Annotated in this window: 24 protein-coding genes; 13 read left to right on the top strand and 11 right to left on the bottom strand. The window is 70.6% G+C overall.

Translation table 11 applies throughout. The annotated features are described in order from the left end of the window. Window positions 1–4 precede the first annotated feature (4 nt). The 3 genes from LTL01_RS00235 to gdhA all read right to left on the bottom strand — a co-directional run bounded on the left by LTL01_RS00235 (window position 5) and on the right by gdhA (window position 2878). Entirely contained in the window at window positions 5–661 is a 657-nt protein-coding gene (locus LTL01_RS00235; protein ID WP_236966931.1) for a hypothetical protein, read from the bottom strand. Beyond that, entirely contained in the window at window positions 658–1068 is a 411-nt protein-coding gene (locus LTL01_RS00230; RefSeq protein WP_236966930.1) for a hypothetical protein, read from the bottom strand. The genes LTL01_RS00235 and LTL01_RS00230 overlap by 4 nt, the downstream gene beginning before the upstream one ends. A 469-nt stretch (window positions 1069–1537) precedes the next feature. After that, on the bottom strand, window positions 1538–2878 hold the full coding sequence (gene gdhA, locus LTL01_RS00225; RefSeq protein WP_272877660.1) for an NADP-specific glutamate dehydrogenase: 1341 nt from the start codon (window positions 2876–2878) through the stop codon (window positions 1538–1540). Between the two features lie 176 nt (window positions 2879–3054). On the opposite strand from gdhA, the gene LTL01_RS00220 reads away from it, so the two are divergent. Then, the gene (locus LTL01_RS00220; RefSeq protein ID WP_236966928.1) at window positions 3055–3873 is read left to right on the top strand and encodes a TSUP family transporter; all 819 of its coding nucleotides are present in this window, start codon (window positions 3055–3057) and stop codon (window positions 3871–3873) included. A 54-nt stretch (window positions 3874–3927) separates the two neighbouring features. Here LTL01_RS00220 and LTL01_RS00215 read toward each other — a convergent pair whose 3' ends face one another. Then, complete coding sequence (locus tag LTL01_RS00215; protein ID WP_236966927.1) at window positions 3928–4941, bottom strand: LacI family DNA-binding transcriptional regulator; 1014 nt, start codon at window positions 4939–4941, stop codon at window positions 3928–3930. Between the two features lie 85 nt (window positions 4942–5026). Here LTL01_RS00215 and LTL01_RS00210 point away from each other — a divergent pair, with 85 nt between their 5' ends. Genes LTL01_RS00210 through LTL01_RS00195 form a run of 4 tightly spaced genes read left to right on the top strand, consistent with a single transcriptional unit; the run spans window position 5027 to window position 8826 of the window. Next, on the top strand, window positions 5027–6244 hold the full coding sequence (locus LTL01_RS00210; RefSeq protein ID WP_236966926.1) for a Gfo/Idh/MocA family protein: 1218 nt from the start codon (window positions 5027–5029) through the stop codon (window positions 6242–6244). Continuing rightward, window positions 6241–6942 carry a ThuA domain-containing protein gene (locus LTL01_RS00205; RefSeq protein ID WP_236966925.1) on the top strand — a complete coding sequence of 234 codons (702 nt, stop codon included), beginning with the start codon at window positions 6241–6243 and terminating at the stop codon, window positions 6940–6942. The genes LTL01_RS00210 and LTL01_RS00205 overlap by 4 nt, the downstream gene beginning before the upstream one ends. Next, a complete protein-coding gene (locus LTL01_RS00200) occupies window positions 6921–8006 on the top strand; it encodes a Gfo/Idh/MocA family protein (RefSeq protein WP_236966924.1) in 1086 nt (361 codons plus the stop codon). The genes LTL01_RS00205 and LTL01_RS00200 overlap by 22 nt, the downstream gene beginning before the upstream one ends. 28 nt (window positions 8007–8034) lie before the next feature. Further along, window positions 8035–8826 carry a hypothetical protein gene (locus LTL01_RS00195; protein WP_236966923.1) on the top strand — a complete coding sequence of 264 codons (792 nt, stop codon included), beginning with the start codon at window positions 8035–8037 and terminating at the stop codon, window positions 8824–8826. Window positions 8827–8828: 2 nt separating this feature from the next. On the opposite strand, the gene LTL01_RS00190 is transcribed toward LTL01_RS00195, so the two are convergent. Further along, window positions 8829–9320, bottom strand: coding sequence for a GNAT family N-acetyltransferase (locus LTL01_RS00190; RefSeq protein WP_236966922.1), 492 nt, complete (start codon window positions 9318–9320; stop codon window positions 8829–8831). 302 nt (window positions 9321–9622) lie between these two features. Between LTL01_RS00190 and LTL01_RS00185 the strand changes: the two genes are divergently transcribed. Next, on the top strand, window positions 9623–9829 hold the full coding sequence (locus LTL01_RS00185) for a cold-shock protein (RefSeq protein ID WP_053546663.1): 207 nt from the start codon (window positions 9623–9625) through the stop codon (window positions 9827–9829). Window positions 9830–9851: 22 nt separating this feature from the next. On the opposite strand, the gene LTL01_RS00180 is transcribed toward LTL01_RS00185, so the two are convergent. From LTL01_RS00180 to LTL01_RS00165, 4 genes are read right to left on the bottom strand one after another with little or no spacing between them, the layout of a single operon-like run. Then, window positions 9852–11930, bottom strand: coding sequence for a bifunctional lysylphosphatidylglycerol flippase/synthetase MprF (locus tag LTL01_RS00180; protein ID WP_236966921.1), 2079 nt, complete (start codon window positions 11928–11930; stop codon window positions 9852–9854). Window positions 11931–11957: 27 nt separating this feature from the next. After that, complete coding sequence (locus LTL01_RS00175; RefSeq protein WP_236966920.1) at window positions 11958–13223, bottom strand: coiled-coil domain-containing protein; 1266 nt, start codon at window positions 13221–13223, stop codon at window positions 11958–11960. Further along, window positions 13216–13899, bottom strand: a complete 684-nt coding sequence (locus tag LTL01_RS00170; RefSeq protein ID WP_053546660.1) for an HAD hydrolase-like protein — start codon at window positions 13897–13899, stop codon at window positions 13216–13218. Before LTL01_RS00170 ends, LTL01_RS00175 begins: the two co-directional genes overlap by 8 nt. Before the next feature lie 41 nt (window positions 13900–13940). Continuing rightward, window positions 13941–14738, bottom strand: coding sequence for a GAP family protein (locus LTL01_RS00165; protein WP_053546830.1), 798 nt, complete (start codon window positions 14736–14738; stop codon window positions 13941–13943). A 118-nt stretch (window positions 14739–14856) separates the two neighbouring features. Between LTL01_RS00165 and LTL01_RS00160 the strand changes: the two genes are divergently transcribed. Continuing rightward, window positions 14857–16047, top strand: coding sequence for a sensor histidine kinase (locus LTL01_RS00160; RefSeq protein ID WP_236966919.1), 1191 nt, complete (start codon window positions 14857–14859; stop codon window positions 16045–16047). Beyond that, entirely contained in the window at window positions 16044–16715 is a 672-nt protein-coding gene (locus LTL01_RS00155; RefSeq protein ID WP_231717891.1) for a response regulator, read from the top strand. Before LTL01_RS00160 ends, LTL01_RS00155 begins: the two co-directional genes overlap by 4 nt. Before the next feature lie 30 nt (window positions 16716–16745). Here the strand turns inward: LTL01_RS00155 and nucS are convergent, their stop codons facing one another. Then, entirely contained in the window at window positions 16746–17441 is a 696-nt protein-coding gene (gene nucS / locus LTL01_RS00150) for an endonuclease NucS (protein WP_236966918.1), read from the bottom strand. A 9-nt stretch (window positions 17442–17450) separates the two neighbouring features. Continuing rightward, the gene (locus LTL01_RS00145) at window positions 17451–18728 is read right to left on the bottom strand and encodes an MFS transporter (RefSeq protein WP_236966917.1); all 1278 of its coding nucleotides are present in this window, start codon (window positions 18726–18728) and stop codon (window positions 17451–17453) included. A gap of 57 nt (window positions 18729–18785) precedes the next feature. On the opposite strand from LTL01_RS00145, the gene LTL01_RS00140 reads away from it, so the two are divergent. From LTL01_RS00140 to LTL01_RS00120, 5 genes are all read left to right on the top strand, one after another. Then, the gene (locus tag LTL01_RS00140) at window positions 18786–19847 is read left to right on the top strand and encodes a LacI family DNA-binding transcriptional regulator (protein ID WP_236966916.1); all 1062 of its coding nucleotides are present in this window, start codon (window positions 18786–18788) and stop codon (window positions 19845–19847) included. Window positions 19848–19914: 67 nt separating this feature from the next. After that, complete coding sequence (locus tag LTL01_RS00135) at window positions 19915–22842, top strand: Na+/H+ antiporter subunit A (protein WP_236967699.1); 2928 nt, start codon at window positions 19915–19917, stop codon at window positions 22840–22842. Next, on the top strand, window positions 22842–23402 hold the full coding sequence (locus tag LTL01_RS00130) for a Na(+)/H(+) antiporter subunit C (RefSeq protein WP_053546654.1): 561 nt from the start codon (window positions 22842–22844) through the stop codon (window positions 23400–23402). The genes LTL01_RS00135 and LTL01_RS00130 overlap by 1 nt, the downstream gene beginning before the upstream one ends. Continuing rightward, window positions 23399–25018: a Na+/H+ antiporter subunit D gene (locus LTL01_RS00125; RefSeq protein ID WP_053546653.1), complete on the top strand. Its 1620-nt coding sequence runs from the start codon at window positions 23399–23401 to the stop codon at window positions 25016–25018. Before LTL01_RS00130 ends, LTL01_RS00125 begins: the two co-directional genes overlap by 4 nt. Next, window positions 25015–25620, top strand: coding sequence for a Na+/H+ antiporter subunit E (locus LTL01_RS00120; protein ID WP_053546652.1), 606 nt, complete (start codon window positions 25015–25017; stop codon window positions 25618–25620). Before LTL01_RS00125 ends, LTL01_RS00120 begins: the two co-directional genes overlap by 4 nt. Window positions 25621–25625 lie beyond the last annotated feature (5 nt).

Raw genomic sequence — 25625 nt, 5'->3', positions numbered from 1 at the left:
GGCTCTATCTCTTCTCGATCTTCTTCATCAGTACGATGTGCTTGACGTCGCAGTGCGACCACGCCATGAAGAAGTACCAGGGCCTCTTGTTCGGGTAGTGCAGACGAGTCTTCACGTCGACTTCGCGGCTGCTGGGCACGTCTCGGCTGGAGACGGACACAAGCACCTGAGACCATGATGTCCGACTTGCCGAGTTGTCCAGGCTCAGAACGACCCCGTGGTCCAGTCGCGTGTCATCGGCGTTGATGTCTTCGCTGTATAGCCCGAGCTGCGGGGTTCTCACTTCGAACGACACCTCGAGACCACGTTTGGCGATTCCCATGATCACGAGGCGCGAGACGAGGCCGTATCCTTCGTGCCGGACGTGAAGCCAGTATCGCTCGACGGCGGTGGTGTGGGCGTCGCACACCAGGTCGAGAGAGGGGCCGGCGTAGGGGATGTTGTTCTCGTACCGTTCGACGGCGACGACAACCCTGCCCAGTGGCAGGAGGACCCAGCTCACGACCAGTACGGCCGAGGCGGAGAGGAGTGCTGCGACAAGCCATCCGAGCACGGGGACCTTCTCGAAGTACTCCTCGAGCTTGGGCTCCAACCACATGAAGGTAAGCACAGCCGCGGCCAGCCGCACCGTCTCGATGACGGCGGTTACCCATACCCTCACGAGGGAGGATCTTCTTCGAGGACACGGTGGATGAAGATCCACAGCGCGTCGTCGCTGGTGCCGAAGATCACTCCGTCGCGACGTAGTGTGACCGAACGGGTCGTTTGACTGTAGAACTCCACGCCTTCGACGATGAAGGTGCGGTACTCGTGCCTGAGCAGCCCCTGGGCGCCGGAGGGACCGTGTTCGGCTAGCGCGTCGACGACTTCCGCTGACACCTCGTCCTGCGTCGAATCTGACAGGCTCGTCTCTGATGCGCCGCCGAACTCGACCCGGCGAATAGCGAACCCCTCATGGAGTGCTCGCGCGGCCGCTCGCAACAAGGCCGCGCCGCCGAAACGCGGGACGCGCACGTCATGTTCTAGGTCCTCGAATGACGTGGGCGGCGCGCCGGTGGTGTTCTCCACCAGGTCTAGGGCCGCCGTCTGCCTTTCTGGACCGCGAAGTACGAGTTGTCGCGGGGCCACGGCGCCATTCTGCCGGAAGCCATCCCCATTGCGCATGCGCGACGGCAACCAACTTGCGTGGTGTCCGCTTGTCGGTTCGAGTGTCGGGCCCTTCCTTGGGTTGTCGGGGGCCGCGAGAACACTGACCGGCTCCAGCGTGAGTGGATCGCACGGAGTCCGGATGCATCCCTCATAGTCTCGATCCGGGCGCGACGGGGCGCTGGAGACCACCTTTGAGTGCCCGCCAGAATCTGTCCATTGACCAGGATCTTGTAAACGTCGGAGGCTTACCGTGGAAACGGTCGGAAACGGCCTCCCGCGGAGCCCTTGTCCCGACTGGCCTCGCGGGATAACCAAACAGACCTACAGCGAATGTGCGGACAGCCGGTCGGGGAGAGATCCCCGACCGGCTTCGTCGTTTCCGCGTCGGTCAGATGACGCCGAGGGCGAGCATCGCGTCGGCGACGCGCGTGAAACCGGCGATGTTCGCGCCGGCGACGTAGTCCCCGGGGGTGCCGTATTCGTCCGCCGTCTGCAGGCAGCGGTCGTGCACGGCGCGCATGATCTCCTCGAGCCGCTTCTCGGTGTAGTCGAAGTCCCAGAAGTCGCGCGAGGCGTTCTGCTGCATCTCCAGCGCACTCGTGGCGACACCGCCCGCGTTGACCGCCTTCCCGGGCGCGAAGGCGACCCCCGCCTCGCGCAGCGCGCGCACCGCGGCGGGACTCGTCGGCATGTTCGCGCCTTCGGCGACGATGCGGCATCCGTTGCGGATGAGCGCAGCCGCGCCGTCCTCTTCGAGTTCGTTCTGCGTGGCGCACGGGAGCGCGATGTCGCAGGGGACATCCCAGATCGAGCCGCCGTCGATGTAGCGGACGCCCTGACCGCGCGCGGCGGCGTAGTCGCTGACGCGACCGCGGCGACCGTTCTTGATCTCCTTCAGCAGCGCGAGATCGATGCCCGCCTCATCGACGGCGTAGCCGTCGGAATCGGAGCAGGCCACCACCGTGCCGCCCAGCTGATGGATCTTCTCGATCGCGTACAGCGCGACGTTCCCGGAACCGGAGACGACGACGCGCGTGCCGTCGAGGCCCTCGCCGGAGGCGCGGAGCATCTCGTCGACGAAGAACACCGTGCCGTAGCCGGTCGCCTCGGTGCGCACCTGCGAGCCGCCCCAGCTGAGCCCCTTGCCGGTGAGGGTGCCCGACTCGTAGCGGTTGGTGATGCGCTTGTACTGACCGAACATGTACCCGATCTCGCGCTGACCGACACCGATGTCGCCCGCGGGAACGTCGGTGTACTCGCCGAGGTGACGGTAGAGCTCGGTCATGTACGACTGGCAGAACCGCATCACCTCACCCGCGGAGCGACCGCGCGGGTTGAAGTCCGAACCGCCCTTGGCCCCACCGATCGGGAGCCCGGACAGGGCGTTCTTGAAGATCTGCTCGAACCCGAGGAACTTCACGATCCCGAGATACACCGACGGGTGGAACCGCAGTCCGCCCTTGAACGGACCCAGCGCGGAGTTGAACTCGACGCGGAACCCGCGGTTCAGCTGTACCCGACCCTGGTCATCGGTCCACGGCACACGGAAGATGATCTGACGTTCCGGCTCGCACAGGCGCCGGATGATCTCGGCGTCGGCGTACTCGGGGTGCTTTACCACCACGGGGCCGAGGCTCATGAGGACCTCTTCGACCGCCTGGTGGAACTCGGCTTCCCCGGGGTTGCGGTGGACGACCTCGTCGAAGACGACAGCGAGGGACTGCTCCAGTGCGGGCACGGCTGCTCCAGTTCGGGTTGTTGCGTGAGGGATTCGCCGGCGCAGACGGCGCGAAGGGGGATGACGACGTTCCCGTGACCATCCAGGCATGCGCGGGCGCCCCGGTCAAACCGAAGTCGTCGTCGCGCCGGTTTTGCCGTCGCCGCCGGAGGGGAAAGGATGGGCCGGTGCTCGACGGCCCGCCCCTCGCCGAGTGGCTGCCGGTGTCGGCCGCCGCTCTGGTCTTCCTGCTGCTCGCGGCGGGCATCGCCGGATGGGTCGACGCGGTCGTCGGCGGTGGCGGACTCATCCAGCTTCCCGCCCTCGTCATCGCCGTTCCCCAGGATGTCGCCACGCCCTACGTCCTCGGCACGAACAAGCTCTCCTCCTTCTTCGGCACTTTGACGGCGAGCTGGGTGTACCTGCGCCGCATCCGCGTGCAGCTGGTACTCCTCGTCCCCCTCGTCGCGGGCGCGTTCTCCGGCTCGGCCGCGGGTGCAGCCGTCTCGCGGTTCGTGCCGCGCGAAGTGCTGACACCCGTCGTCCTCGTCGCGGTGGTGGCCGTGGCGGCGTACACGTTCCTGAAGCCCTCGATGGGACTCGAGCACGAGCCGCGCTTCACCGGCGGTGTCGCCGTCGTCTGGCGCGCGGCGCTCATCGGCGTCGGAGTCGGCTTCTACGACGGGCTCCTCGGCCCCGGCACGGGGTCGTTCTTCGTCATCCTCCTCGTCGGCGTGCTCGGCTTCGGCTTCCTGCAGGCCAGCGTCAACGCGAAGGTCGCGAACCTCACCACCAACCTCGCCGCGCTCGCCGTGTACGGCGTCCACGGCGAGATCCTCCTCGTCCTCGGTCTCGCGATGGCGGCGGTGAACATGGCGGGCGGCTTCGTCGGCGCGCACATGGCGACCCGGCGCGGCAGCGCGTTCGTGCGGGTGGTGTTCCTCGTCGTGCTCGGCATCCTCATCGTCAAGCTCGCCTGGGACACGGTCGTCCAGTTCACCGGGTGAGTCGGTTCACCGGGTGAATCGGCGGCGGATCCCGACGGACGCCGCGCCCGCGCGTCAGGCGCCGGTCGAGGCGCGGGGGACGAGCGTCGTCGGCAGCTCAAGGGACGGCCGCTCGACCGACCGACCCTCCGCGGCGTCGGCGAGAAGCCCGACGGCGGTGGCGGCCATCTCGCGGAGCGGCTGACGGATCGTCGTGAGCGGCGGCTGCAGCCACCGCGCCCCGCGCACGTCGTCGAACCCGACGACGAGGACATCCCGCCCGATCGACAGACCGGCCTCCGCGATCGCGCGGTAGGCGCCCGCGGCCATCTCGTCCGAGCACGCGAACAGGCCGATCGGTCCGTCGCCGGGGATCTCGGTGAGAGCCCGCGCCGTCGCCCGCCGCGCCTGGCCCGACGTCCAGTCGGCGCGTTCGCGGACGACCACGGCGCCCGGCATCCGTCGCTCCGTCTCCGCTTCGAACCCCTGCACCCGCGCACGACCGAAGCGGAACGTCGGCTCCCCGGCGATCACCACGAACCGGCGCGCCCCCCGGTCGATCAGGTGGGCGGCGGCATCCGTCCCCCCGGCGTGGTCGGTCGTGCCGACGTTCCACAGCGGCAGGGAGGCGTCGCCGCGCGGACCGAGGAGGACGATCGGGATGCCGGCATCGGCGAGCACCGTCACCTGCGACGCGGTCGGGGTGATCACCCCGATCACGACCCCCGCCGACCCCCGGGAGCGGATGCGCATCGGCCAGTCGTCGCGCGGCGCATCGCGTTCGGTGGTGAGCACGAGGTCGTAGCCGAGTTCGGCCGCCGCGATCTGCGCCCCCGCGGTGACCTGCTCCGAGTACGGGTCGTGGAACCGACCGAGCACGAGGTCGATGAGGCGCGACGTGCCGGTGCGCGGACGTCCGCGGCGCTCGCCGTCGCGCCGATAGCCGAGGTCGCGGGCGGCGGCGAGCACCCGGGCACGGGTCTCGGCCGCCATCTCACCGCGGCCCCGCAGGGCCCGCGAGACCGTCGTGACGCTCAGCCCGCAGTGCGCGGCGATCGCGTCGAGGGTTGGACGCGGTTCCGGGGTCACCCCGCTATTTTGCGCCAATTCATCGCGCGGCATCCGCTCGGGTGGAAAAGTGGGCCACCGCATCGATCGATGGAGAGGATTCGAGATGTCGACGACGACACCGCGAAGTGCCCTGCGCGTTGCGCTCATCGGCACCGGCTTCATGGGCCGCGCGCACGCGCAGGCCTGGCGCACCGCCCACCGGTTCTTCGACCTGCCGCGCGAGCCGCAGCTCGCTGTCGTGGTCGGCCGCGACCCGGAGCGCACCGCCGCCGCCGCGACGGAGTTCGGCGCCGAGGGGTGGAGCACCGACTGGCGCGCCGTGCTCGCGCGCGGCGACATCGACGTGGTCGACATCTGCACGCCCGGCGACACCCACGCCGAGATCGCCACCGCCGCGCTCGAGGCGGGCCTCCACGTCCTGTGCGAGAAGCCCCTCGCGAACGACGTCGCCGAGGCCGAGGCGATGGTGGCGGCGGCGGATGCCGCGGCCGCAGCATCCGGCGCGGTGAGCATGTGCGGGTTCAGCTACCGCCGCACCCCGGCTCTCGCGCTGGCCCGCCGTTTCGTCCAGGAGGGTCGGATCGGCGAGATCCGGCACGTGCGCGCGCAGTACCTGCAGGACTGGCTGAGCGACGCGGATGCCCCCTACACATGGCGCCTGGACCGGGCGCGCGCCGGGTCGGGAACCCTCGGCGACATCGGCGCGCACTCGATCGACGCCGCGCAGTGGATCACGGGCGAGGCGATCATCGGTGTCTCGGCGACGATGCAGACCTTCGTCGAGACCCGCCCGGTGCTCGGCGAGCAGGTCGGGCTCGGCGGGCGAGCCGCGCAGGGAGCCGCGCGCGAGCGGGTGACGGTCGACGACGCCGTCGCCTTCACCGCGCGCTTCGCGTCCGGGGCGATGGGGGTCTTCGAGGCCACGCGACTGCCGACGGGACACCGCAACTCGAACCGCATCGAGATCAACGGCGACCGGGGCTCCGTCGCGTTCGACTTCACCCGCATGAACGAGCTCGAGTACTACGACGCCGCCGACGATGCGGGGGCCCAGGGGTTCCGCCGCATCCAGGTGACCGAGGCCGAGCATCCCTACACGGAGGCCTGGTGGCCGGCCGGTCACGGGCTCGGGTACGAGCACCTCTTCACCCACCAGGTGGTCGATCTCGTCCGCGCCATCGCCGGCGACGGACCCGCCGAACCCGGCTTCGCCGAGGCTGCGGGCGTGCAGCGGGTCCTGGCCGCGGTCGAACGCAGCGCCCACGATGACAGCCGCTTCACCCCCGTGGAGCCGGCACCGAAGAAGGAGAACCCGTCATGACATCCCGCCGTGCACTCGTCGTCCGCGGAGGGTGGGACGGGCACAAACCCGTCGAAGCCACGGAGCTCTTCCTGCCGTTCCTCCGCGACAACGGGTTCGACGTCACCGTTTCCGAGACCAACGACGTCTACGTGGATGCCGACCTCATGGCCGCGACCGACCTCATCGTGCAGAGCGTGACGATGTCGGAGATCTCCCGCGAGGCCTTCGCCGGCCTCCGCGACGCCGTGCGCGCCGGCACCGGGCTCGCCGGCTGGCACGGAGGGATCGCGGATTCCTACCGCAAGGAATCGGACTACCTCCACCTGATCGGCGGCCAGTTCGCGACGCATCCGTCGAAGGCGCCGGAGCAGTGCGGCGCGGGCGAGTCCGACAACTTCCTGCCCTACACGGTCGAGATGACCGAGCTCGGCCGCACCCATGAGATCACCGCGGGGATCGCCGACTTCTCCCTCGACACCGAGCAGTACTGGGTGCTGCACGACGACCTCATCGACGTCCTCGCAACGACCACGCACCCCGTTCAGCCCTATCATCCGTGGCACCGGCCGGTGACCTCTCCCGCAGTGTGGACGCGTCACTGGGGCGATGGCCGCATCTTCGTGGCGACGCCGGGGCACTCCCCGGAGGTCCTCGCCGATCCGAACGTCCGCACCATCGTGGAGAGGGGGATGCTGTGGGCAGCCCGCACCGCGTAGGCATCGTCGGGCTCGGGGTCATCTCGGGTCAGTACCTCGCCACCCTCGAGGGTGTCTCCGGCATCCGGATCACCGCCGTCGCCGACCTCGACGCCTCTCGGGCGGAGGAGGCCGCCGCCCGCATCGACGGATGCCGCGCCCTGTCGGTGGCGGAGCTCCTCGCCGACCCCGGGGTGGACACCGTGCTAAACCTCACGATCCCGGCCGCCCACGCCGAGATCGCCCTTGCCGCGCTCGCGGCGGGGAAGAACGTCTACGGCGAGAAGCCGCTGGCGGCGACGCTCCCCGACGCGCAGCGCATCATGGCCGAGCGCGGCGACGCGTGGGTCGGCGGCGCTTCCGACACGGTGCTGGGGACCGGCATCCAGACGGCGCGCGCCGCGGTCGACGAAGGGCTCATCGGCCGCCCCCTCTCGGCGACGGCGACGTGGGTGTCGGCGGGGCACGAGTCGTGGCACCCGCATCCTGACTTCTACTACCGCGAGGGTGGCGGGCCACTGCTCGACATGGGGCCGTACTACCTCACCTCGCTCGTGCACCTCCTCGGTCCGGTCGTCCGCGTGACCGGAGTGTCGCGGCGCGCGCGCGACGAGCGGACCATCGCCACCGGTCCGCGGGCCGGGGAGCAGATCCCCGTCGAGGTCGACACGCACGTCACCGGCATCCTGGAGCATGCGTCGGGGGCCGTGTCGACGGTGGTGTTCAGCTTCGACGCCGTGCGCAGCGAGGCGCGACCCCTCGAGATCCACGGCGAGGAGGGATCGCTCACCCTCCCCGACCCGAACATGTTCGACGGCGACGTCGCCCTCGCGCGGCGGGGGGCCGAGTGGCAGACCCTCCCGGTCTCGGCGGGCTACGCCGACGCCGGCCGCGGGATCGGGCTGATCGACATCGTGCGCGGCGGTCGCGGCGCGGACGGCTCGGTGGCTCTCCATGTGCTGGACATCATGAGCTCCCTGCTCGAGTCCGGCCGTCGAGGTGCTCCGCTCGACCTCGTGACGGCCGTCGCGCGCCCGGCGCTCGTGCCCCTCACCCCCCGGGAGGTGTGGTCCCGAGAGGCCTGAGCGGATGCCGCGGTGAGAGGATCGGAGGATGGAAGCCGATGCGCGCGAAGAGCTCCGGGCGCTGCGCGCGCGGGCCTACGGGCCGGGCGCTGACATCCACGAGGACCCCGTCGGACGCGAGCGGCTGCGCGAACTCGAGACGCTCGTGCAGGAGCAGGCGCGCGCGCGAGCGGATGCCGCGTCCCCGCCGGCCGCGGAGCCCGAGGGACCCGCGGGATCCGTCGCACCGGAGCCCGAGGCCGATCGAGACACTGTGGCGGAGGACGCCACCGCGGACACCGCCGCGCCTCGACGGATCTCCCCGGGCTGGTGGGCGGCATCCGTCGTCGCGGCGCTCGCCGTGGGCGCGGCAGGTGCCGTCGCGATCACCGCGGTGAGTGAGGGTGCGAGCAGAGCCCAGGTCATCGCCTCCCTCCCCCCGGAGCCCGAGGTCCCGTGGCCGCGCTTCCTCGGCACGGAGTTGGACGATTCCACCGTGTTCCGCGAGTTCTTCGGGCTGACGCCCGTGAGCGCGGAACGGCAGTGGGCGGGTCCGGGTTCCGACATGTGCCTCGCCGTCTTCCGGAGTACCGAGGCCGACATGACGGCGTCCCCCAGCGGGTATCGGTGGGCATGCGGCACCCGATCCTTCCCGCCCGCCGTGCAGTTCGAGGTCGTGTCGGCGGATGCCCTGCCGGAGGAGCTGGTCGCGCGCTTCCCGGTCGGTACGGAGCTGCAGTTCATGTACGTGCCCTCGCCCCGGGACGACGTGGACGCCCCGCGCATCGAGGTCACCGAGGTCGCACCCGCGGACGCCGACGACGTCGACCCGCAGGATTGAGCTCAGACCCCGTCGAGGGCGGGCAGCAGCACGAAGACCATCTCCTCGACCTCGCGGCCGAGTCCGGGCGCGAACGACGTCGTCCGCGAGACCTCGGTGAACCCGTTGTGGCGGAGCACCTCGATCGAGCCGGCGTTGTGCGCCGCGCACCGCGCGAACAGCGGGCGGACCGGCTCGATCGACACCAGCTGACGCAGCGCCTCCGTCGCGATGCCGCGGCCCCAGACCTCCCGTGCGGTCCAGAAGCTCACCTCGCGGTCGCCGTCGACGGTGAACGCCGCGACCGTTCCGGCGAACGAGCCGTCGGCGACGATGACCCGTTGGATCACGTCGTCGCTCGCGCGCTGGCGGGCCATCCATGCATCGAACTCCTCTCGGGAATCGGGATCGGATGCCGTGAACGCGGCCTGCCGGACGCCGTCGGGATCGCGCATCATCGCGAAGACGTCGTCGAGGTCGTCGTCGGTGAGGGTGCGAAGCTCGATGTGGGTCACGGGGACACCGTACCCAGAGCCATCCCCACGGAGAAGGGGACTCCCGCGTGGAGGGGAGTTGTCGATACCATGTGCGTGTCACGCTTCGGCGTGGCCTATCCGGGGGGATCCGTCGGCGCCCGGGCTTGGAGCATCGCTCAGCCCGGGCGTTCGATGGGAGTGCGCATGACCCCGCCGCACCCGCTCCGCCGTGTGCAACATTTCCGTCACTGTCCGACACCCCCCTCGCGACGCGGCCGTCGCTTCGTTAGCGTGGAACCGCTCCGGCGCGCACGGCTCCGGGCGCGGAAGAACGGTATGGAATGAGCACGCAGGGCACCGTCAAGTGGTTCAACTCGGAGAAGGGCTTCGGGTTCATCGCACCCGACGAGGGCGGTGCGGACGTCTTCGCCCACTACAGCGCGATCGACGCCAGCGGCTACCGCTCCCTCGAGGAGAACCAGCGCGTGGAGTTCGAGATCGCCCAGGGCCCCAAGGGCCTGCAGGCGGAGAACATCCGCCCGCTCTGATCTCGAGCGCCCCGCTGGGCGCTCAGGAACGGTCGCCGCGCACGAGCTCCAGACCCGCACCGGCGAACTGACGCAGCGTCGCGTCCGGCAGGAACGCGCGTGCGAGCGCCGGTCCGATGCGGGCGAGGTCGCTCTCGTCGCGGAAGATCAGGTACATGGTCTCGTACCGCGGGTGGAACTTCTCCTTGAAGCGGTGCAGCGACCCGAAGCCGTAGACCGGCTCGAGCATGTCGGCGAGCTTGTCACTGAGGACGGCGATCATTCCGGCATCCGGCGGATAGTCGTGCGCGAGGGGCGCCCCGGAGAGCGACATGATCTCCGCGCCCTCTTCGGAGAAGAGCTTCGCCGACGAGCCGATGAGGAACTCCATCACCGGACCGAAGCCGCCCTCGCGCCGGCGCATCAGGTCGAGCGTCCAGCCGCGCACCGCACCACCCCCGCCGTAGACCGGCAGCCACGACAGGAACCCGTCGACGTCGCCCTCGGGGGAGATGGCCAGGGCGAGTCGCACCTCGGGGTCTTCGGCCTCCTCGAGCGTTCCGAGCGTGAATCCCATCTCGGGCAGCCCCTTGTCGCCGACCCACATCTCCGAGATCGCGCGGAGCTGCTGACGCACGCCCCAGCTCTCGTCGGCGAGGCGCGTCATCCGGAACGTCATCTCCTCGCGCCCCGCGCGGTTGAGCGAGGAACGCACCGAGTTCCACTGCTTCCCGGTGAACGCCAGCCCCGGCAGATCGACGATGGTGTCGTCGGCCACGACGATGCTCCGCCACGTCGGGGGGACCGCCGCGCGGGTGGCCTCGTCCGAGCTGAAGAAGCACGGCACGAGGCCGGCCTCCTCCGACATCCGGATGAACTCCGTGACGGATGCCGCGCGGGTCTCGACCGGACCGAGCGGGTCGGCGAGGGCCAGGGCCACCCCCGAGCGCCGCTGGTGGGCGACCATCCCTCCCGAGGTGCGGGCATACGCCATGCCATCCCACGTGGTCATCCACGAGAGCGTCCCGCCGCCCGACGCGCGCAGCATCTCCTTCGCCGCGTCGGCATCGGGGGTGGGGCTGAGGCCGATCCGGGACCGACGGCGGGCGCGGAAGGCGCCGCGGACGATCAGGAGGTAGATCAGCATCCCGAGCCACATCAGGGCGCTTGTGAGGGCGAGCTCGGTCTCCCCGTCGATGACACCCTCGACCTGCTGCTCGCTGGCGATGATGATCGCGGCGACGACGGCGGCGCCGAGGAGGATGTTCAGACCCGCCAGGATGATCGTCACCACCCACGACCAGCGTCGTCCGCGGCGGAGTCCATTCGCGACGAGCAGGATGATCAGGGTGTCGACCGCGAGGTCGATGAAGCCGCCGGATGCCGGTTCGGTGGGGCCGAACAGGCCGTTGGTGGGGACGAGGACCGTGATGATCTGGATCGCGCCCAGCACGAGGACGCCGAAGAAGGCGATCAGCCGCTGCTCCCGGACCGTGGTACGACGGAGCTTGAGCGATCGGTCGACGGCGAGGATGAGGACGACCGCCAAGAAGTGCTCGAGATCGGCGAGCGAACCCCAGAACAGCATCGCGATGAAGACGAAGGAGAGCACGACCAGCCACGCGCGGACCCGCCACGGGGGACGGAACAGACCGACCGCCGCGGCGATGCAGGCCATCGTGCCGCCCGAGGCGCCCACGTCCAACGCCTGCGCCTGAGTCTCGGCCCACGCCCACGGGGTCAGCGACAGCACCGAGAGGAGGAGCGCCGTGGCGAGGACGGCGAACAGCTGACCCACCCAGAAGTAGGCCAGTGCCACGCGGGAGCCGCGGCGGAACTCAAGATACGCCATCCCCGCGAAGCTGCTGATGGTGAGGACGTACACCCACGGGTGGTCGACGAAGAACGTGCCGACCACCGGGGTCCACCAGCGGCCTTCGGCCAGCGCCGGGAGCCCGTAGGCCACGACGTCGAAGGCGGGGGCGTCGATGAACGCCGACCACAGCCCGCCGAAGACGACGCCGACGGCGAGGATCACCGCCACGAGGGTCAGCGTCGCCGGGATCCGGCGGAGGACCGTGAGGACGACGGGGGGCGACTTCCGGGACGCTTCCTCGCTCATGGGCATCACCCTAGCGAGATGCGTCGGTCACCGTCCGCCGAGTCGGGCGTGATCGGCCAGGGCCGCGGCGTCCTCCGCGTCGCGCAGTGCCCGCCGGGCGGCATCCAGGGCGGTCACCGGATCCTGGGCCTGACGGGCCTCGGCGAGCTCGCGCTGGGCGCGCAGCAGACGGGCGCGCGCGTCGGCGCCGGCGCGCGTGTGGGCGATCGCCGCTTCGCCGCGGGCGACGGCGCCGCGGGCGGAGGCAAGGGTGCCGGGAAGGGCGGTGCGGGCGCTCCGCAGTCGCTGCTGCGCCGTCCGTGCGTCGCCGAGGGTGAGGTCCAGTCGATCCCGCAGACGCGCCACCCGATCCACCGTCGCCGTGGGCGTGCGCTCCGCGGTGGCGTCGAGTGCGTCGATCCCGTCCTGCACCGTGCGGATCTCCGCGCCCAGGCGCTCGGCATCCGCGGGCTCCAGCGCGTCGCGCGTGGTGACCGCCTGACGCACGGCGGACCGCGCGGCCTCGAGCTCTCCGCGGACGGCGGAGGCGGCCTGCAACGTCAGGCGGTGGGACTCCTCGAGGATGCGCGCCTCGGCCTCTGCGGCGCGGATCGCCCGCTCGGCGGCGGCGAGATCGGCCAGGACGCTCACGGTCGGGTCGCCCAGACCCTGCTCGGCCGCGGTGAGAGCCTCGTCGGCGCGGTGCGCGGCGGCCGATGCCTCCCGGGCCGCCTCGGCGGCGGCGCGCCACTCGCTCTCGTCGAAGCGACGGGAGAGCTCCGCGACGAGCGCAGCGGGGTCGCCGATCGTCGCGCGGAGGGTGGTGAGCCGCTCGCGCGCGGCGCGCACCTGGTCGGCGGCGGAGACGTTCTGCCGCACCCACTCCGCATGCTCCGCGCGGGCGGCCTCGATCCGGCCCAGTGCTTCGCCGCTCCGGCGCTGGATGCGCTGGCTGGCGCGGCGGATCTCGTCCGGGCGGAGGTCGGCCTGCGAGAGCGCGGCGTACTCCGCGAAGGCGTCGTCGCGCACGTGCTGCGCCGTCAATCGCGCCCGGCGGAGGCTCGTCGGCGCGGTGCCGCCGTAGAGCGCGCCGGACAGCCCGAGCTCGAGGTCGAGCTCGTCGACCGCCTCGTCCAATCGGACGAGGTCGGCGCCGGCCCGCGTGCGCAGCGCTTCGGCGGCCGCGCGGGCGCGGGGCGAGCGTCGCGCGCGGCGCAGGGCCCAGACGACGATGACCACGCCCAGGGCCGCGATCCCGAAGACGACCACCGAGGGGAGGAGGGCGTCGACGATCTCGCGGACGTCGTCAGGCATCGGCATCCTCGACGAGCAGCAGCCGCCGGAGCGCGTCGACGTCGCTGACGACCGCCTGCGCGCCCTCGGACTCGTGGGGCCAGCTGAATCCCCACGTGACGAAGACGACGGGGATGCCCTGGATGCGCCCGCCGTCGATGTCGTGATGGCGGTCGCCGATCAGCACCGGCCGCGACGTGTCGACGCCGGATGCGCGCAGGCGCCGCAGCGCCTCGGCGATGATGTCGGACTTGGCGCTGAGCGTCTTCTCGTCCTGCGTCGCGCCGGCGATCGCGGTGAAGGCGGGCGACAGGTCGAAGTGGTCCATGAGCGCGACGACCTGCACCTCGGGCTTCGAGCTCGCCGTCGCCTGCGGGATGCCGGCCGCAGCGATGTCGTGGATGAGGGTGTCGACGCCGTCGAAGACCCGGGCGCCGGTGGTGTACCCCTCCTGCTTCGACAGCGAGCGGTAGAACGCGACGGCTTCGGTGGACTGCGCCGGAGTCATCCCGACGTTCACCTGGAAGGACTCGTACATCGGCGGGCCGATCCAGTGCACGAGCTCGTCGCGCGTCGGGGCCGGCAGTCCGAAGTGCTCGAGGGTGACCGTCAAGCGGTGGAGGATGCCGACCGAGGCGTCGACGATGGTGCCGTCGACGTCCCACAGCACGCAGGTCCAGGGAGAACGGGAGGGCATGCCCCCACGCTACAAGTCCGCGACGGAGGCGCGGACCGAGATCAGCTCAGGATGCCGAAGCCTCCGAGGTCGGAGATCGCTCCGCGGGCGATCAGGAAGCCGACGATTCCGACGATCCAGGCCGTGTTCTCCGCGGCCGTCCGCTGAAGCCACACCGTCATCCGCTGGAGCGGCCGATCGATCACCCGGTGCGCCAGCGTACGGAAGAGGAGGAGCACGAGGGCGGGGAGGGTCATCACCACGCAATATGCGGCCACGGCCGGCACCTGGGTGATCGGAGCGAGATCCGATGATGCGAGGACGGAGATCGCGAGCAGGTAGGGCAGCATCGTCGCGAGTTCGATGACTCCGGCCCCCACCGCGACGGCCATCACGCCGATCGGCCTCGTCGTCGGGTCCAGAAGGCGGTCTCGCCAGCGGCTGAGCCGCCCGGGGCCGGGCTCCATCCCGTCGTCGGGCGAGGGACGGGCGCCTCCGGAGTCTGGCGCGGTCCGACTTCCGGCGGTGACGGATGATCGCGCGTGCGACGACGTCGGGATCGCGAAGGCCACGATCACCAGCGTGCCGCCCACGAGGAGTCGACCCCACTGGCCCGCGGACGAGGCGAGCGCCTGCTGTGCGACCTCCGCGAGGTTGACGGCGCCGAGGAGGATCAGCACTCCGACGGCGAAGTAGAACCCCGCGACCGTCGCCAGATACAGCAGCACGCGACCGGCGCGCACCCTCCCCGGCGCCACGAGGAGGAAGAGCGGGATGAGGAGGGTGCCGATGCTCAGCGAATCCACGAGCGCGAGGACGAGCAGGGTCACGGGCAGCGGCACGCCGGGAAGGAGGTCCATGCTTCCACCGTCGACGACGTGACCCGCGGTGCACATCGGCCGAACGGCCGAAACCGATCGGAGAGTCCTCGTCCTTTCGACGGAGGACCCGGGATGCCCGCCGTGGTTGCATGGGTGCATGCCGGCGATGACGATCTCGTGGCGCGGGTGGATCCGCGCACACCGCCCCGCCGTCGATGCGCTCGGGTACGCGATGATCGCCGTCGTGAGCGCCGCCGTCGGGATCACCGGCCTGTGGAGCTCCTACTCTCTTCTCTCCGAGCCCGCGTCCCCGTGGTGGTCTCTGGTGGCGGGTCTCTCCGCCGCGGCCCTGATCCTGCTGCGCGATCGTGCCCCGCTCCTCGGCGTCGCGATGGCCGGTGCGCTGCTCGTCGGCGACGTCCTCACGGTGGGCGGGATCGTGCCCGTCATCGTCACGCTCGATCTGCTGTACGCCGCGGTGGTCGCGGCGACCCCCCGCGTGCGTCACCGCATCCTGTCGGTCATCGTGGTCTTCGTCGTCGCCTCGGCGCTGGGGACGGCGGTCGGTGCGGGCGACCCCCGCGTCGGGATCTTCATGGCCCTGCAGACCACCGGACTCCTCGGCGTCGCGTACTGGTGGGGAACCTCGACGGTGCAGTCACGCGAGCTGGTGGCGCTGCATCGCCAGCGCGCCGAGGACGCCGAACGACTGGCCGTCCGCGATCGGCGGGCGGCGGTCGAACGGGAGCGGGAAGCGATGGCGCGTGAGCTGCACGACCTGGTCGCCGGACACGTGTCGGCGGTCGCCATCCGCGCCGAGGCGGCGCTGAGCGATCCCGGCGAGTCCGAGCGGGACACCTCGGCCCTCCGCGCCGTGCGTGATTCGAGCCTGCACGCGCACGCTGCGCTCCGATCGATGATCGCGGTCTTGAGGACCGGCGACGAGGTGCCCGTCGTCAGTGCCGGCACCGCGGCGATCCCCGCGATGGTGCGCGAGGCCGAGCGTTCGGGGGTGACGGTGAACCTCTGCGCCGACCTCACCGACCCGCTCCCGCCGGCCGTCGATCATGCCGCGGCCCGGATCGTCCAGGAAGCGCTCGCGAACTGCGTCCGGCACGCGGCCGGCGGGGAGGCGAACGTGCACCTGACCGCGGACACGCGGGAGGTGGGCGTCCGCGTGGTGTCCCGGGGCGGGGAGCCGATCACCACGCCCGCGTTGCCCGGGAGCGGGTGGGGTCTCGAGCTCCTGCGCGAGCGCGTGCGTGCACTCGACGGGACGCTCGAGGCCGGGCCGACGGCATCCGGATGGTCCGTGCACGCCCTCCTTCCACGGGAGGTGCCGGTGTGACGGCGCCCCGAGTCCTGCTCGCCGATGACCACGGGGCGATCCGGGAGGGTCTCCGGATCATGCTCGAGTCGCACGGGATCGACGTCGTCGGAGAAGCGGCGGACGGTGTCGTCGCGGTGCGCAACGCGCGCGCCCTCCGTCCGGACGTCGTCCTCATGGACCTGCGGATGCCGGGGATGGACGGCGTGGAGGCGACGCGGCAGATCGTGGCGGAGGGGTGCGGTGACGTTCTCGTCCTCACCAGCTTCGACGAGCAGGAGCTCGTGGCCGATGCGCTCACCGCGGGAGCCGTCGGCTTCCTGCTGAAGACCGTCGACGCCCCGTCGCTCGTCGCGGCGGTTCATTCGGTGGCGAACGGGGACGGGGTGCTCGACCCTCGGATCACCCGCCGCGCGCTGGGGCTCATCCCGCGCTCGGCTCCCGACGGAGAGGCGTCCCCGACGGCGTCCGGCGGTCGTCCCGAGGCCGACGCGGTGGCCGCTGCCGGCCTCACCGACCGCGAGAGGGGCGTCCTCGAGACGTTGGGCGAAGGCCTGTCGAACGCCGAGATCGCCGCGCGGCTCGGGATCTCGCTCACGACGGTCAAGACCCACGTCTCGAACGTCCTCGGGAAGCTCGGCGCACGCAGCCGCGCGCATGCCGCGGCACTCGCGCGCACTCGGCGCTGAGACGCGGGGCGTTCGGCGACCCGGCTCGCGTCAGAAGAGGCGGAGGTGCCCCGAGTCGACGCCCTTCATGCCCTCGTAGTCGAGGGTCACACAGCGGATGCCGCGGTCCGCGGCGAGCACCTTCGCCTGGGGCTTGATCTCCTGGGCGGCGAAGACGCCGCTCACCGGAGACAGGTGCGGGTCGCGGTCGAGGAGCTCGAGGTAGCGCGTGAGCTGCTCGACACCGTCGATGTCGCCGCGGCGCTTGACCTCGACCGCGATCGTGCCGCCGGCGGGGTCGCGGAGCAACAGGTCGACCGGACCGATCGCGGTGGGGAACTCACGGCGGACGAGGGTGAGGTCGTCGCCGATCACCTCGACCTGCTCGGCGAGGAGACGCTGCAGGTCGGCTTCGACGCCGTCCTTCTGCAGGCCCGGGTCGATGCCGAGTTCGTGCGACGAGTCGTGAAGCACCTCGTAGATGCGCACGAGCAGCGCGTCGCCCGTCTTCGCGTGCGTGACGCGCCAGTACTCCTGCACGCCCGCGGCGGCGGAGTCGGCATCCGGCTCCTCGACATCCAGACGGCAGGGCGGGCTCATCCAGTTCAGCGGCTTGTACGATCCGCCGTCGGAGTGCACGAGCAGGCTTCCGTCGCCCTTGTGGACGAGGAGGCGGGTCGCCAGCGGAAGGTGAGCGGTGAGGCGCCCGGTGTAGTCGACCGAGCAGCGGGCGATGACAAGACGCACCCGTCGAGCCTAGTCGCGCGCGGGCACCTCGTCGCGGTCGCCCGTCCGGTCACCGGAGACGGGGGTGCGGTGGCCGCCGCCCACGGTCGAGGTGGCCAGGGGCTTGGCGGCACCCGAGGCGAAGCCCGACATCGCGATGAGGGCGACGATGATCCACAGGGTCGGGAGGATGCCGATCTGGTGGCTGATCCAGCCGAGCACCGGCGGGCCGCAGAGGAACGCGAGGTAGCCGATGGTCGCCGCCGCCGACACCGAGGCGGCGGCGCGCTTGGGATCGTCTGCGGCCGCCGACATCCCGAGCGGGAAGCCGAGCGACGCGCCCGCGCCCCACAGGGCGACACCGACGAGGGCGATCGGGAGCGACGGCGCGAGGATGAACACCACGAGACCGACGCCTGCGGCGACGGCGAGGATGCGCAGCGTCCAGACGCGACCGAAGCGGTCGACCAGCGGACCGCCGATGACGCGGAAGACGGTCATCGCGACGGAGAAGACGGTGAGGGCGACCGCGCCGAAGGCCTCGGTCTCGCCGTGGCCGTCCACCATCGCGATGGTCAGCCAGTCGTTCGCGCTCCCCTCGGCGAAGGCCATGCCGAGCATGATCACGCCGATCGCATAGGTGCGCGGGGTCTTCCACACCGCGGCCAGCTCCGCGAAACGCTCGCGGCGGGTCGGCGTGGGCGCGTCGCCGTCGAGCACCTCGTCGCGCTTCGGCACGAAACCGAGCGCGACGATCCCCGCGACGAGGGCCAGGATGCCCGCGAGGCCGAGGTGCCACTGCACGCCGACCTGCCACGCGGCCATCGCGATGCCGGCACCGGCACCGGCGACCGTGCCGAACGAGAAGAAGGCGTGGAAGAGAGGCATGAGGGTGCGGCCGAAAGACTGCTCGACGGCGGCCGCCTCGACGTTCATCATGACGTCGGTCGCGCTCATCCCGAGCCCCACGAGGACGAGGGCGGCGGCGGCGAGCTCGAAGGACTGCGCCACCTGCACGGCGAGCCCCACGAGGATCAGACCCGCGGAGAAACTCGCGATCGTGGCGACCATGCCGCGTCGTGCCCCCCACCGCGCGACGATGACGTTCGCCAGCGACAGGCCCACGATCGAGGCGGCACCCATGACGAGGAGCAGGATGCCGATGCCGAAGTCGTCGGTGTCGAGCGCCTGCTTCACGGCCGGCAGACGCGACGCCCAGGAGGCGAAGCCGAGGCCCACCACGAAGAAGATCGTGAAGATGGCGGTCCGCCAGCGCACGAGCTGGGAGCGGGTGAGGGTCTGATCCACCGGTGCATGGTATCGAATCGATTCGACCGTCCGCTACGTGGTGGGTACGATCGGGGCGTGAACATGCGCCGGGCGACCATCGCCGACGTCGCCCGCGAGGCGGGCGTCTCCCCGTCGACGGCATCCGTCGTCTTCAGCGGCAAGACGCCGGTGTCCGAGGCCACGCGGGGGCGCGTCCTCGCGGCGGCCGCGTCGCTCGGGTACACCGGGCCCGACCCGCGCGCCGCCTCGCTGCGCCGCGGCCGTTCAGGAATCGTCGGGGTGGTGTTCGAGGAGTACCTCGGCGCAGCCTTCCTCGATCCGGTGAAGACGCTGATGATGGACGGCCTCGCCGACGGGGTCGCCCCGCTCGGGGCAGGGCTGCTGCTCCTTCGCGACGACATCGCCGGCTCCGGTGCCTCGCTGACGACCGCCCCGCTCGACGCCGCGGTCCTCATCGGCTGCAGCGGTCATCTCCGCGCCTCGCTCGACGTCGTCCGCGCGCGCGGCATCCCGGTCGTCGTGGTGGAGGGGGATGCCGGCGACGACGTGCCACGGATCGGACTGGACAACCGCGAGGCGCAGCGCCAGGCGGCCAGCCACGTGTGCGCGCTCGGCCACCGCCGGGTCGCCGTCGTCGCGCTGCCCCTGTCGGGCGGGTGGCAGCGCGGGTGGATGCCCGACGACGCGCGGATCACCGTCGACGTGACGCGAGAGCGTCTGGCCGGTGCGCGGGACGTCTTCCCGGATGCCCGGGTGTGGGCGGCCGCGGGCAGCTTCATCGCCGAGGGGCTCGAGGCCGGGCGTGCGCTGTTCGCCGATGCCGCCGAGCGGCCGACGGCGGTCCTCGCCCAGAGCGACCTGCTGGCCGCCGGAGTCATCCGCGCTGCCGAGGAAGCGGGGCTTCGCGTCCCCGAGGACGTCAGCGTCACGGGATTCGACGGCATCGCGGTGGACGGCCTCGCCCCCTACGAACTGACGACGCTCCATCAGCCCGCGGCCGAGAAGGGCCGCGCCGCCGGGCGGGCCGTCACGGCGATGATCGAAGGCGGACAGGCGGCGTCCATCCAGTTCACGTGCACATTCCGCGAGGGCAATACCACCGGACCTCCGCCGGGAGAACCCGGAGCTGCGCGGTAGACTATCCCCCGACCCCGATCGCCCGAGCCGTGCACGCCCGCCGGCCGACGACCAGAGGAGGCCGTCTCTGCTCGCCCTCCTGCTCGCCTTCGCGATCGTCCCTCTCCTCCTTCCGCTGCTGACAGCGAAGCTCGGCGCGCGCGTCTTCCTCGTCGCCGCAGCGCTTCCCCTCGTCGCTTTCGCGCACGCCGTCTGGCTCGGCCCGGAGGTGCTCTCCGGCGGCGTCCCCTTCTCGTCGTACACCTGGATCGCGCCGCTCGGCATCGAGCTGTCGATGCGGATGGACCTGCTGTCGTGGCTGATGACGCTCATCGTCACCGGCGTCGGCGCGCTCGTGATGATCTACTGCCGCTGGTACTTCCGCGGCAAGACCGACGGTCTCGGCCAGTTCTCCGCCGTCCTCCTCGCCTTCGCGGGAGCGATGTACGGGCTCGTCCTCACCGACGACCTCGTCGTGCTGGTGATGTTCTGGGAGATCACCAGCGTCTTGTCCTACCTCCTCATCGGGTACTACAACAACCGCGCCGCCAGTCGTCGTTCCGCCCTGCAGGCGCTGCTCGTGACGACCCTCGGGGGCCTGGTCATGCTGATCGGCGTCGTGCTTCTCGTCGTCGAGTCGGGCACGACGTCGATGACGACGATGCTCTCGGATGCCCCGACCGGAATGGTCGTCGACGTCGCCCTCGTCCTCGTGCTCGTCGGTGCGCTCAGCAAGTCCGCGATCTTCCCGTTTCACTTCTGGCTGCCGGGCGCGATGGCCGCTCCCACACCGGTGAGCGCCTATCTCCACGCCGCAGCGATGGTGAAGGCCGGCATCTACCTCATCGCCCGTTTCGCCCCCGTGTTCGCGTTCGCCCCCACGTGGCGCCCGATCGTGATCGGCCTCGGCGTCTTCACGATGCTGCTCGGCGGATTCCAGGCGCTCCGCGAGACCGACCTCAAGCGTGTCCTCGCTTTCGGCACCGTCAGTCAGCTCGGCTTCCTCACCGTGATCCTCGGCTTCGGCACCCGCGACGCCGCGCTGGCCGGCCTCGCTCTGCTCCTCAGCCACGCGCTGTTCAAGTCCGCGCTGTTCCTCATCGTCGGCGTCATCGATCGCCAGCTGTCCACGCGAGATCTTCGCGAACTCAGCGGGCTCGGCCGACAGGCGCCGGTGCTGGCGACCGTTTCGATCGTCGCGATCTGCTCGATGGTCGGCGTCATCCCGACCCTCGGATTCGTGGGCAAGGAGACCGCGCTCGCCGCGCTCCTCACCGAGACCGAGAACGGCTCGGTCTGGGGGCTCGTCGCCCTCGTCGGCGTCCTCCTCGGCTCGATCCTCACCGCCGCCTACGGCGCGCGATTCGTGTGGGGGGCGTTCTGGTCCAAGAAGGATGCCGACGGCGGCATGAAGACGCGGACCGAGTGGCCCCGGCCTCCGATCGGTTTCGTCGCGTCCCCGCTCGTGCTCGCGGGGCTCACCCTCGTGGCCGGGTTCGCGGCTCCGGCCCTCGATCGCGCCTTCGCCCTCTACGCCGATCTCTCGCCGGTGTCATCGCCCGGCATTGCGGCTCCCGAGTACGCGGGCTACCTCGCGCTGTGGCACGGGCTCGAGCCGGCGCTCTTCCTGTCGCTCGGAACCATCGCGATCGGGCTCGTGATGTTCTGGCTCACTGCGCGGCGCGATCTCTCCGCCCGCATGCTGCCGTTCACCGCCGCCGACGTCTACAACGCCAGTCTCCGAGGAATCGCCCAGCTCTCGGTGTGGACCACGAGCCTCACCCAGCGCGGATCGCTGCCCATCTACGTCGGCACCATCTTCATCGTCCTCGTGGCCGCCGAAGGCACCGCGCTCCTCGCGAGCCCGGTCTGGCAGGCCGAGCTCGTCGCGTACCAGACACCCATGCAGCTGGTCGTCGCGCCGATCATGATCGCCGCCGGCCTGGTCGCGGTGCGGGCGCGCAAGCGCTACACCGGGGTCGTCCTGGTGTCGGTCACGGGCCTCGGCATGGTCGTGATCTTCGCCACGAGCGGAGCTCCCGATCTCGCGCTCACCCAGATCCTCGTCGAGACGGTCACCCTCATCGCGTTCGCCCTGGTCCTGCGCCGTATCCCCTCGCGCATGGGCGACCACAACGCCTCCGTCGCCCCGATCACACGGGCGGTGATCGGCGGTGCGGTCGGCGTCACGATGGGTCTCATCGCCCTGGTCGCCACCGGCGCACGCATCCGTACTCCGGTGTCGGAGAACTACCCCGACCTGGCGTACGAGCTCGGGCACGGCAGCAACGTCGTCAACGTCACCCTCGTCGACATCCGCGGCTGGGACACGATGGGCGAACTCTCGGTCCTCGTGCTCGCGGCCACCGGCGTGGCCTCCCTCGTCTTCGTCACCCACCGCTCCGACACGCTGTCGCGGGCGATCGCTCCGCTCCCTGCGGCCTCCGGTCGCAGCCGCCGACCGCTCGTGGAGACCTCCGAGGGCGTGCAGCCGAGCGAGACGGGATCGACGCGCGGGAGCACCGCATGGCTCGTGGGCGGGCAGAAGGTGCGTCCCGAGGAGCGCTCCTTCATCCTCGAGGTGATCGTGCGGATCCTCTTCCACTCGATCATCATCGTGTCGCTCTACCTCCTCTTCGCCGGTCACAACCTGCCCGGCGGCGGCTTCGCCGGAGGCCTCGTCGCCGGCATGGCCCTCGTGATGCGCTACGTCGCCGGCGGGCGTTACGAGCTCGGTGCGGCTGCTCCGACGGATGCCGGGCGCCTTCTCGGCGTCGGTATGACGATCGCCGTCGCCTGTGCGATCGTGCCCCTCTTCTTCGGCGTCGCCCCGCTCACGAGCACGTGGTGGGAGGCGGAGATCCCTGTCTTCGGCCACGTCGAGTTCGTCACCTCGACGCTGTTCGACGTCGGGGTCTACCTCGTCGTCATCGGACTGGTCCTCGACGTCCTGCGGAGCCTCGGCGCCGAGGTCGACCGACAGGGCAAGCAGGCCCGACTGGGGGTGAGCGCCTGATGGACGCATCCCTCATCCTCATCATCATCATGGCCGTGCTGTTCGCGTGCGGCGTCTACGCGATGCTCGAGCGGAGCCTGACGCGGGTGCTCATCGGGTTCCTCCTCCTCGGCAACGCCGCGAACCTGCTCATGATCATCGCCATGGGGAATCCGGGGATCGCGCCGTTCTACGGTGCCGGTGACCGAGAGGAGATGTCCGATCCCCTGCCCCAGGCGCTGACGCTCACCGCCATCGTCATCACCTTCGCGATCTCCGCTTTCCTCCTGGCCCTCATCTACCGGTCGTGGCAGCTCGGCCAGGCCGACGACGTCTCGGACGACGAGGCCGACATCGCCGTGCGCGAACGCACCGGCGACCCCGGCGAGACGATGGACGACGAGACCGAGATCGAGGACGCCGACGCGGAGGACACCACCGACTTCGTCGGGCTCGCCTCCACGCCGATCACGGTGCTCGGCAACCGTGACCTCGCAGGACTCTCCGACGACGCCGGTGTCGATCGCCCCGCCCCCCTCCGCGGCGACCGCCGCGCCGCGAGCGAGGACGACGACGCATGACCGAGATCGCCCCCGCCCTCGCGCCCCTGTTGGTGACGCTGCCCCTCCTCGGAGCGGCGATCGCCCTCATCGCCGGTCGTCATCGGCGCACCCAGGTCGTCGTCTCGGTCGTGACGCTGACGGTCGTCTGCGTGATCGCCGCCATCCTCCTCGCGGTCGTCGACGGCGGCGATCAGGCCATCGCGGTCTCGGTCGGCGGCTGGCCGATCCCGGTGGGCATCGTCATCTACGTCGACCGGCTCGCGGCGCTCCTGGTCATGGTCTCCAGCGTTGTGCTGCTGGCGGTCCTCCTCTTCTCTGTCGGACAGGGCGCGGCCGACGGCGACGACGACACGCCGGTGACGATCTTCCATCCGACCTACCTGATCCTCGCGGCCGGGATCTTCACCGCGTTCATCGCGGGAGACCTCTTCAACCTCTATGTCGGCTTCGAGATCCTCCTCGTCGCCTCCTACGTCCTCATCACCCTCGGCGGCACCGAGTCGCGCATCCGGACCGGTGTGGTCTACATCGTCGTCTCGCTGGTGTCGTCGATCCTCTTCCTCGCCGCGATCGCGATGATCTACGCCGCCCTCGGGACGGTGAACATCGTGCAGATCTCCGAGCGGATGCCGGAGCTCCCTCAGGAGACGCAGCTCGTCCTCCACCTGCTCCTGCTGCTCGCGTTCTCGATCAAGGCCGCGGTCTTCCCGCTGTCGTTCTGGCTCCCCGACTCGTATCCGACGGCCCCCGCCCCTGTGACGGCGGTGTTCGCAGGACTCCTCACGAAGGTCGGCGTCTACGCGATCATCCGCACCGAGACGGAGATGTTCCTCGACAACGACGTGAACACCCTGCTGCTGTGGGTGGCGATGGCGACGATGATCGTCGGGGTGCTCGGGGCCGTCGCGCAGGCGGAGCTCAAACGCATCCTGTCGTTCACCCTCGTGAGCCATGTCGGCTACATGATCTTCGGGCTCGCGATCGCGACGCCGGCGGCGATCGGCGCGACGATCTACTACATGGTCCACCACATCGTGGTGCAGACGACCCTGTTCCTCGCGGTGGGACTGGTCGAACGCCGCGCGGGCAGCACGTCGATCCTCAAGGTGAAGGGACTGATGAAGGCGGCTCCGCTCATCGCGGTGCTCTACTTCATCCCGGCCGTCAACCTCGGCGGCCTCCCGCCCTTCTCCGGTTTCATCGGCAAGTACGCGATCTTCGACGCCGCAGCCGAGGTCGGCAGCCCGCTGATGATCACCCTCATCGTCGCCGGCATCGTCACGAGCCTGCTGACGCTCTACGCGCTGATGCGCGCGTGGAACCTCGCGTTCTGGCGTGAGGGAGAGGATTCGGTCGAGACCGATGCGCGCATCGAATATCTCGGCGATGCCCCCGCCGCCGGCATCCAGACCGAACGTCGCGTCATCCCCCGCATCATGACCGCGTCCACCGCCGGCATGGTGGCCCTCACGGTCGCGCTGACGGTGTTCGCCGGCCCGCTGTACGACGTGTGCACCCGGATCGGCGCCGCGTTGCTGGAGCCGGTCACCCTGGTCCAGCTGGAAGAGCAGCACCAGATCAGCACCGGCGGCGACGACAAGAGCCTCGACGTCGACCAGGGGGGGACACCGTGACCGCACCCGCGACCCTCCCCGACGGACGCGCGCGCCGCGTCTTCACGATCCTCTGGCGTCAGCTGCCGTTCTTCGTATGGCTCATCGCGCTGTGGATGTTGCTGTGGGGACAGTTCACGTGGACGGCCTTCGTGACGGGGCTCGTCGCGGCGATCGTCGTCACCCGGATTTTCCGCCTGCCACCGGTGGAGCTGTCGGGCCGGGTGAACATCTGGTACGGACTCGTCTTCGTCGTCACCTTCTTCCTCGCCCTCATCCGCGGTTCGCTCCTGGTCGCGTGGCAGGTGATCGATCCGCGTCGGCTGCCTCACAGTGCGATCATCGCGGTGCCGCTGCGCACCGACGACGACCTCATCATGACGCACACCGCGGTCACGGCATCCCTCATCCCCGGGTCGCTCCTGGTGGAGGTCGACCGGCCCCGTCGGATTCTGTACCTGCACGCGCTCGGCGTGGCCACCCCGGAGGATGCCGCGCACCAGCGCCGCGCCGTCCAGGGGTGGGAGGCGCGGATCGTCCGGGCGGTCGGGTCGCGCGCACAGCTCGAGACCATCCGGAAGGCCGCGGTGGACACACCCCGGCAGGGAGGGGCGTCGCTGTGAGCATC

The sequence above is a fragment of the Microbacterium aurantiacum genome, assembly GCF_021654035.1.
Taxonomy (GTDB): Bacteria; Actinomycetota; Actinomycetes; order Actinomycetales; family Microbacteriaceae; genus Microbacterium; species Microbacterium aurantiacum.
Note: the sequence above shows the minus strand (reverse complement) of the source record. Positions and strands in the feature narration are given on the sequence as shown.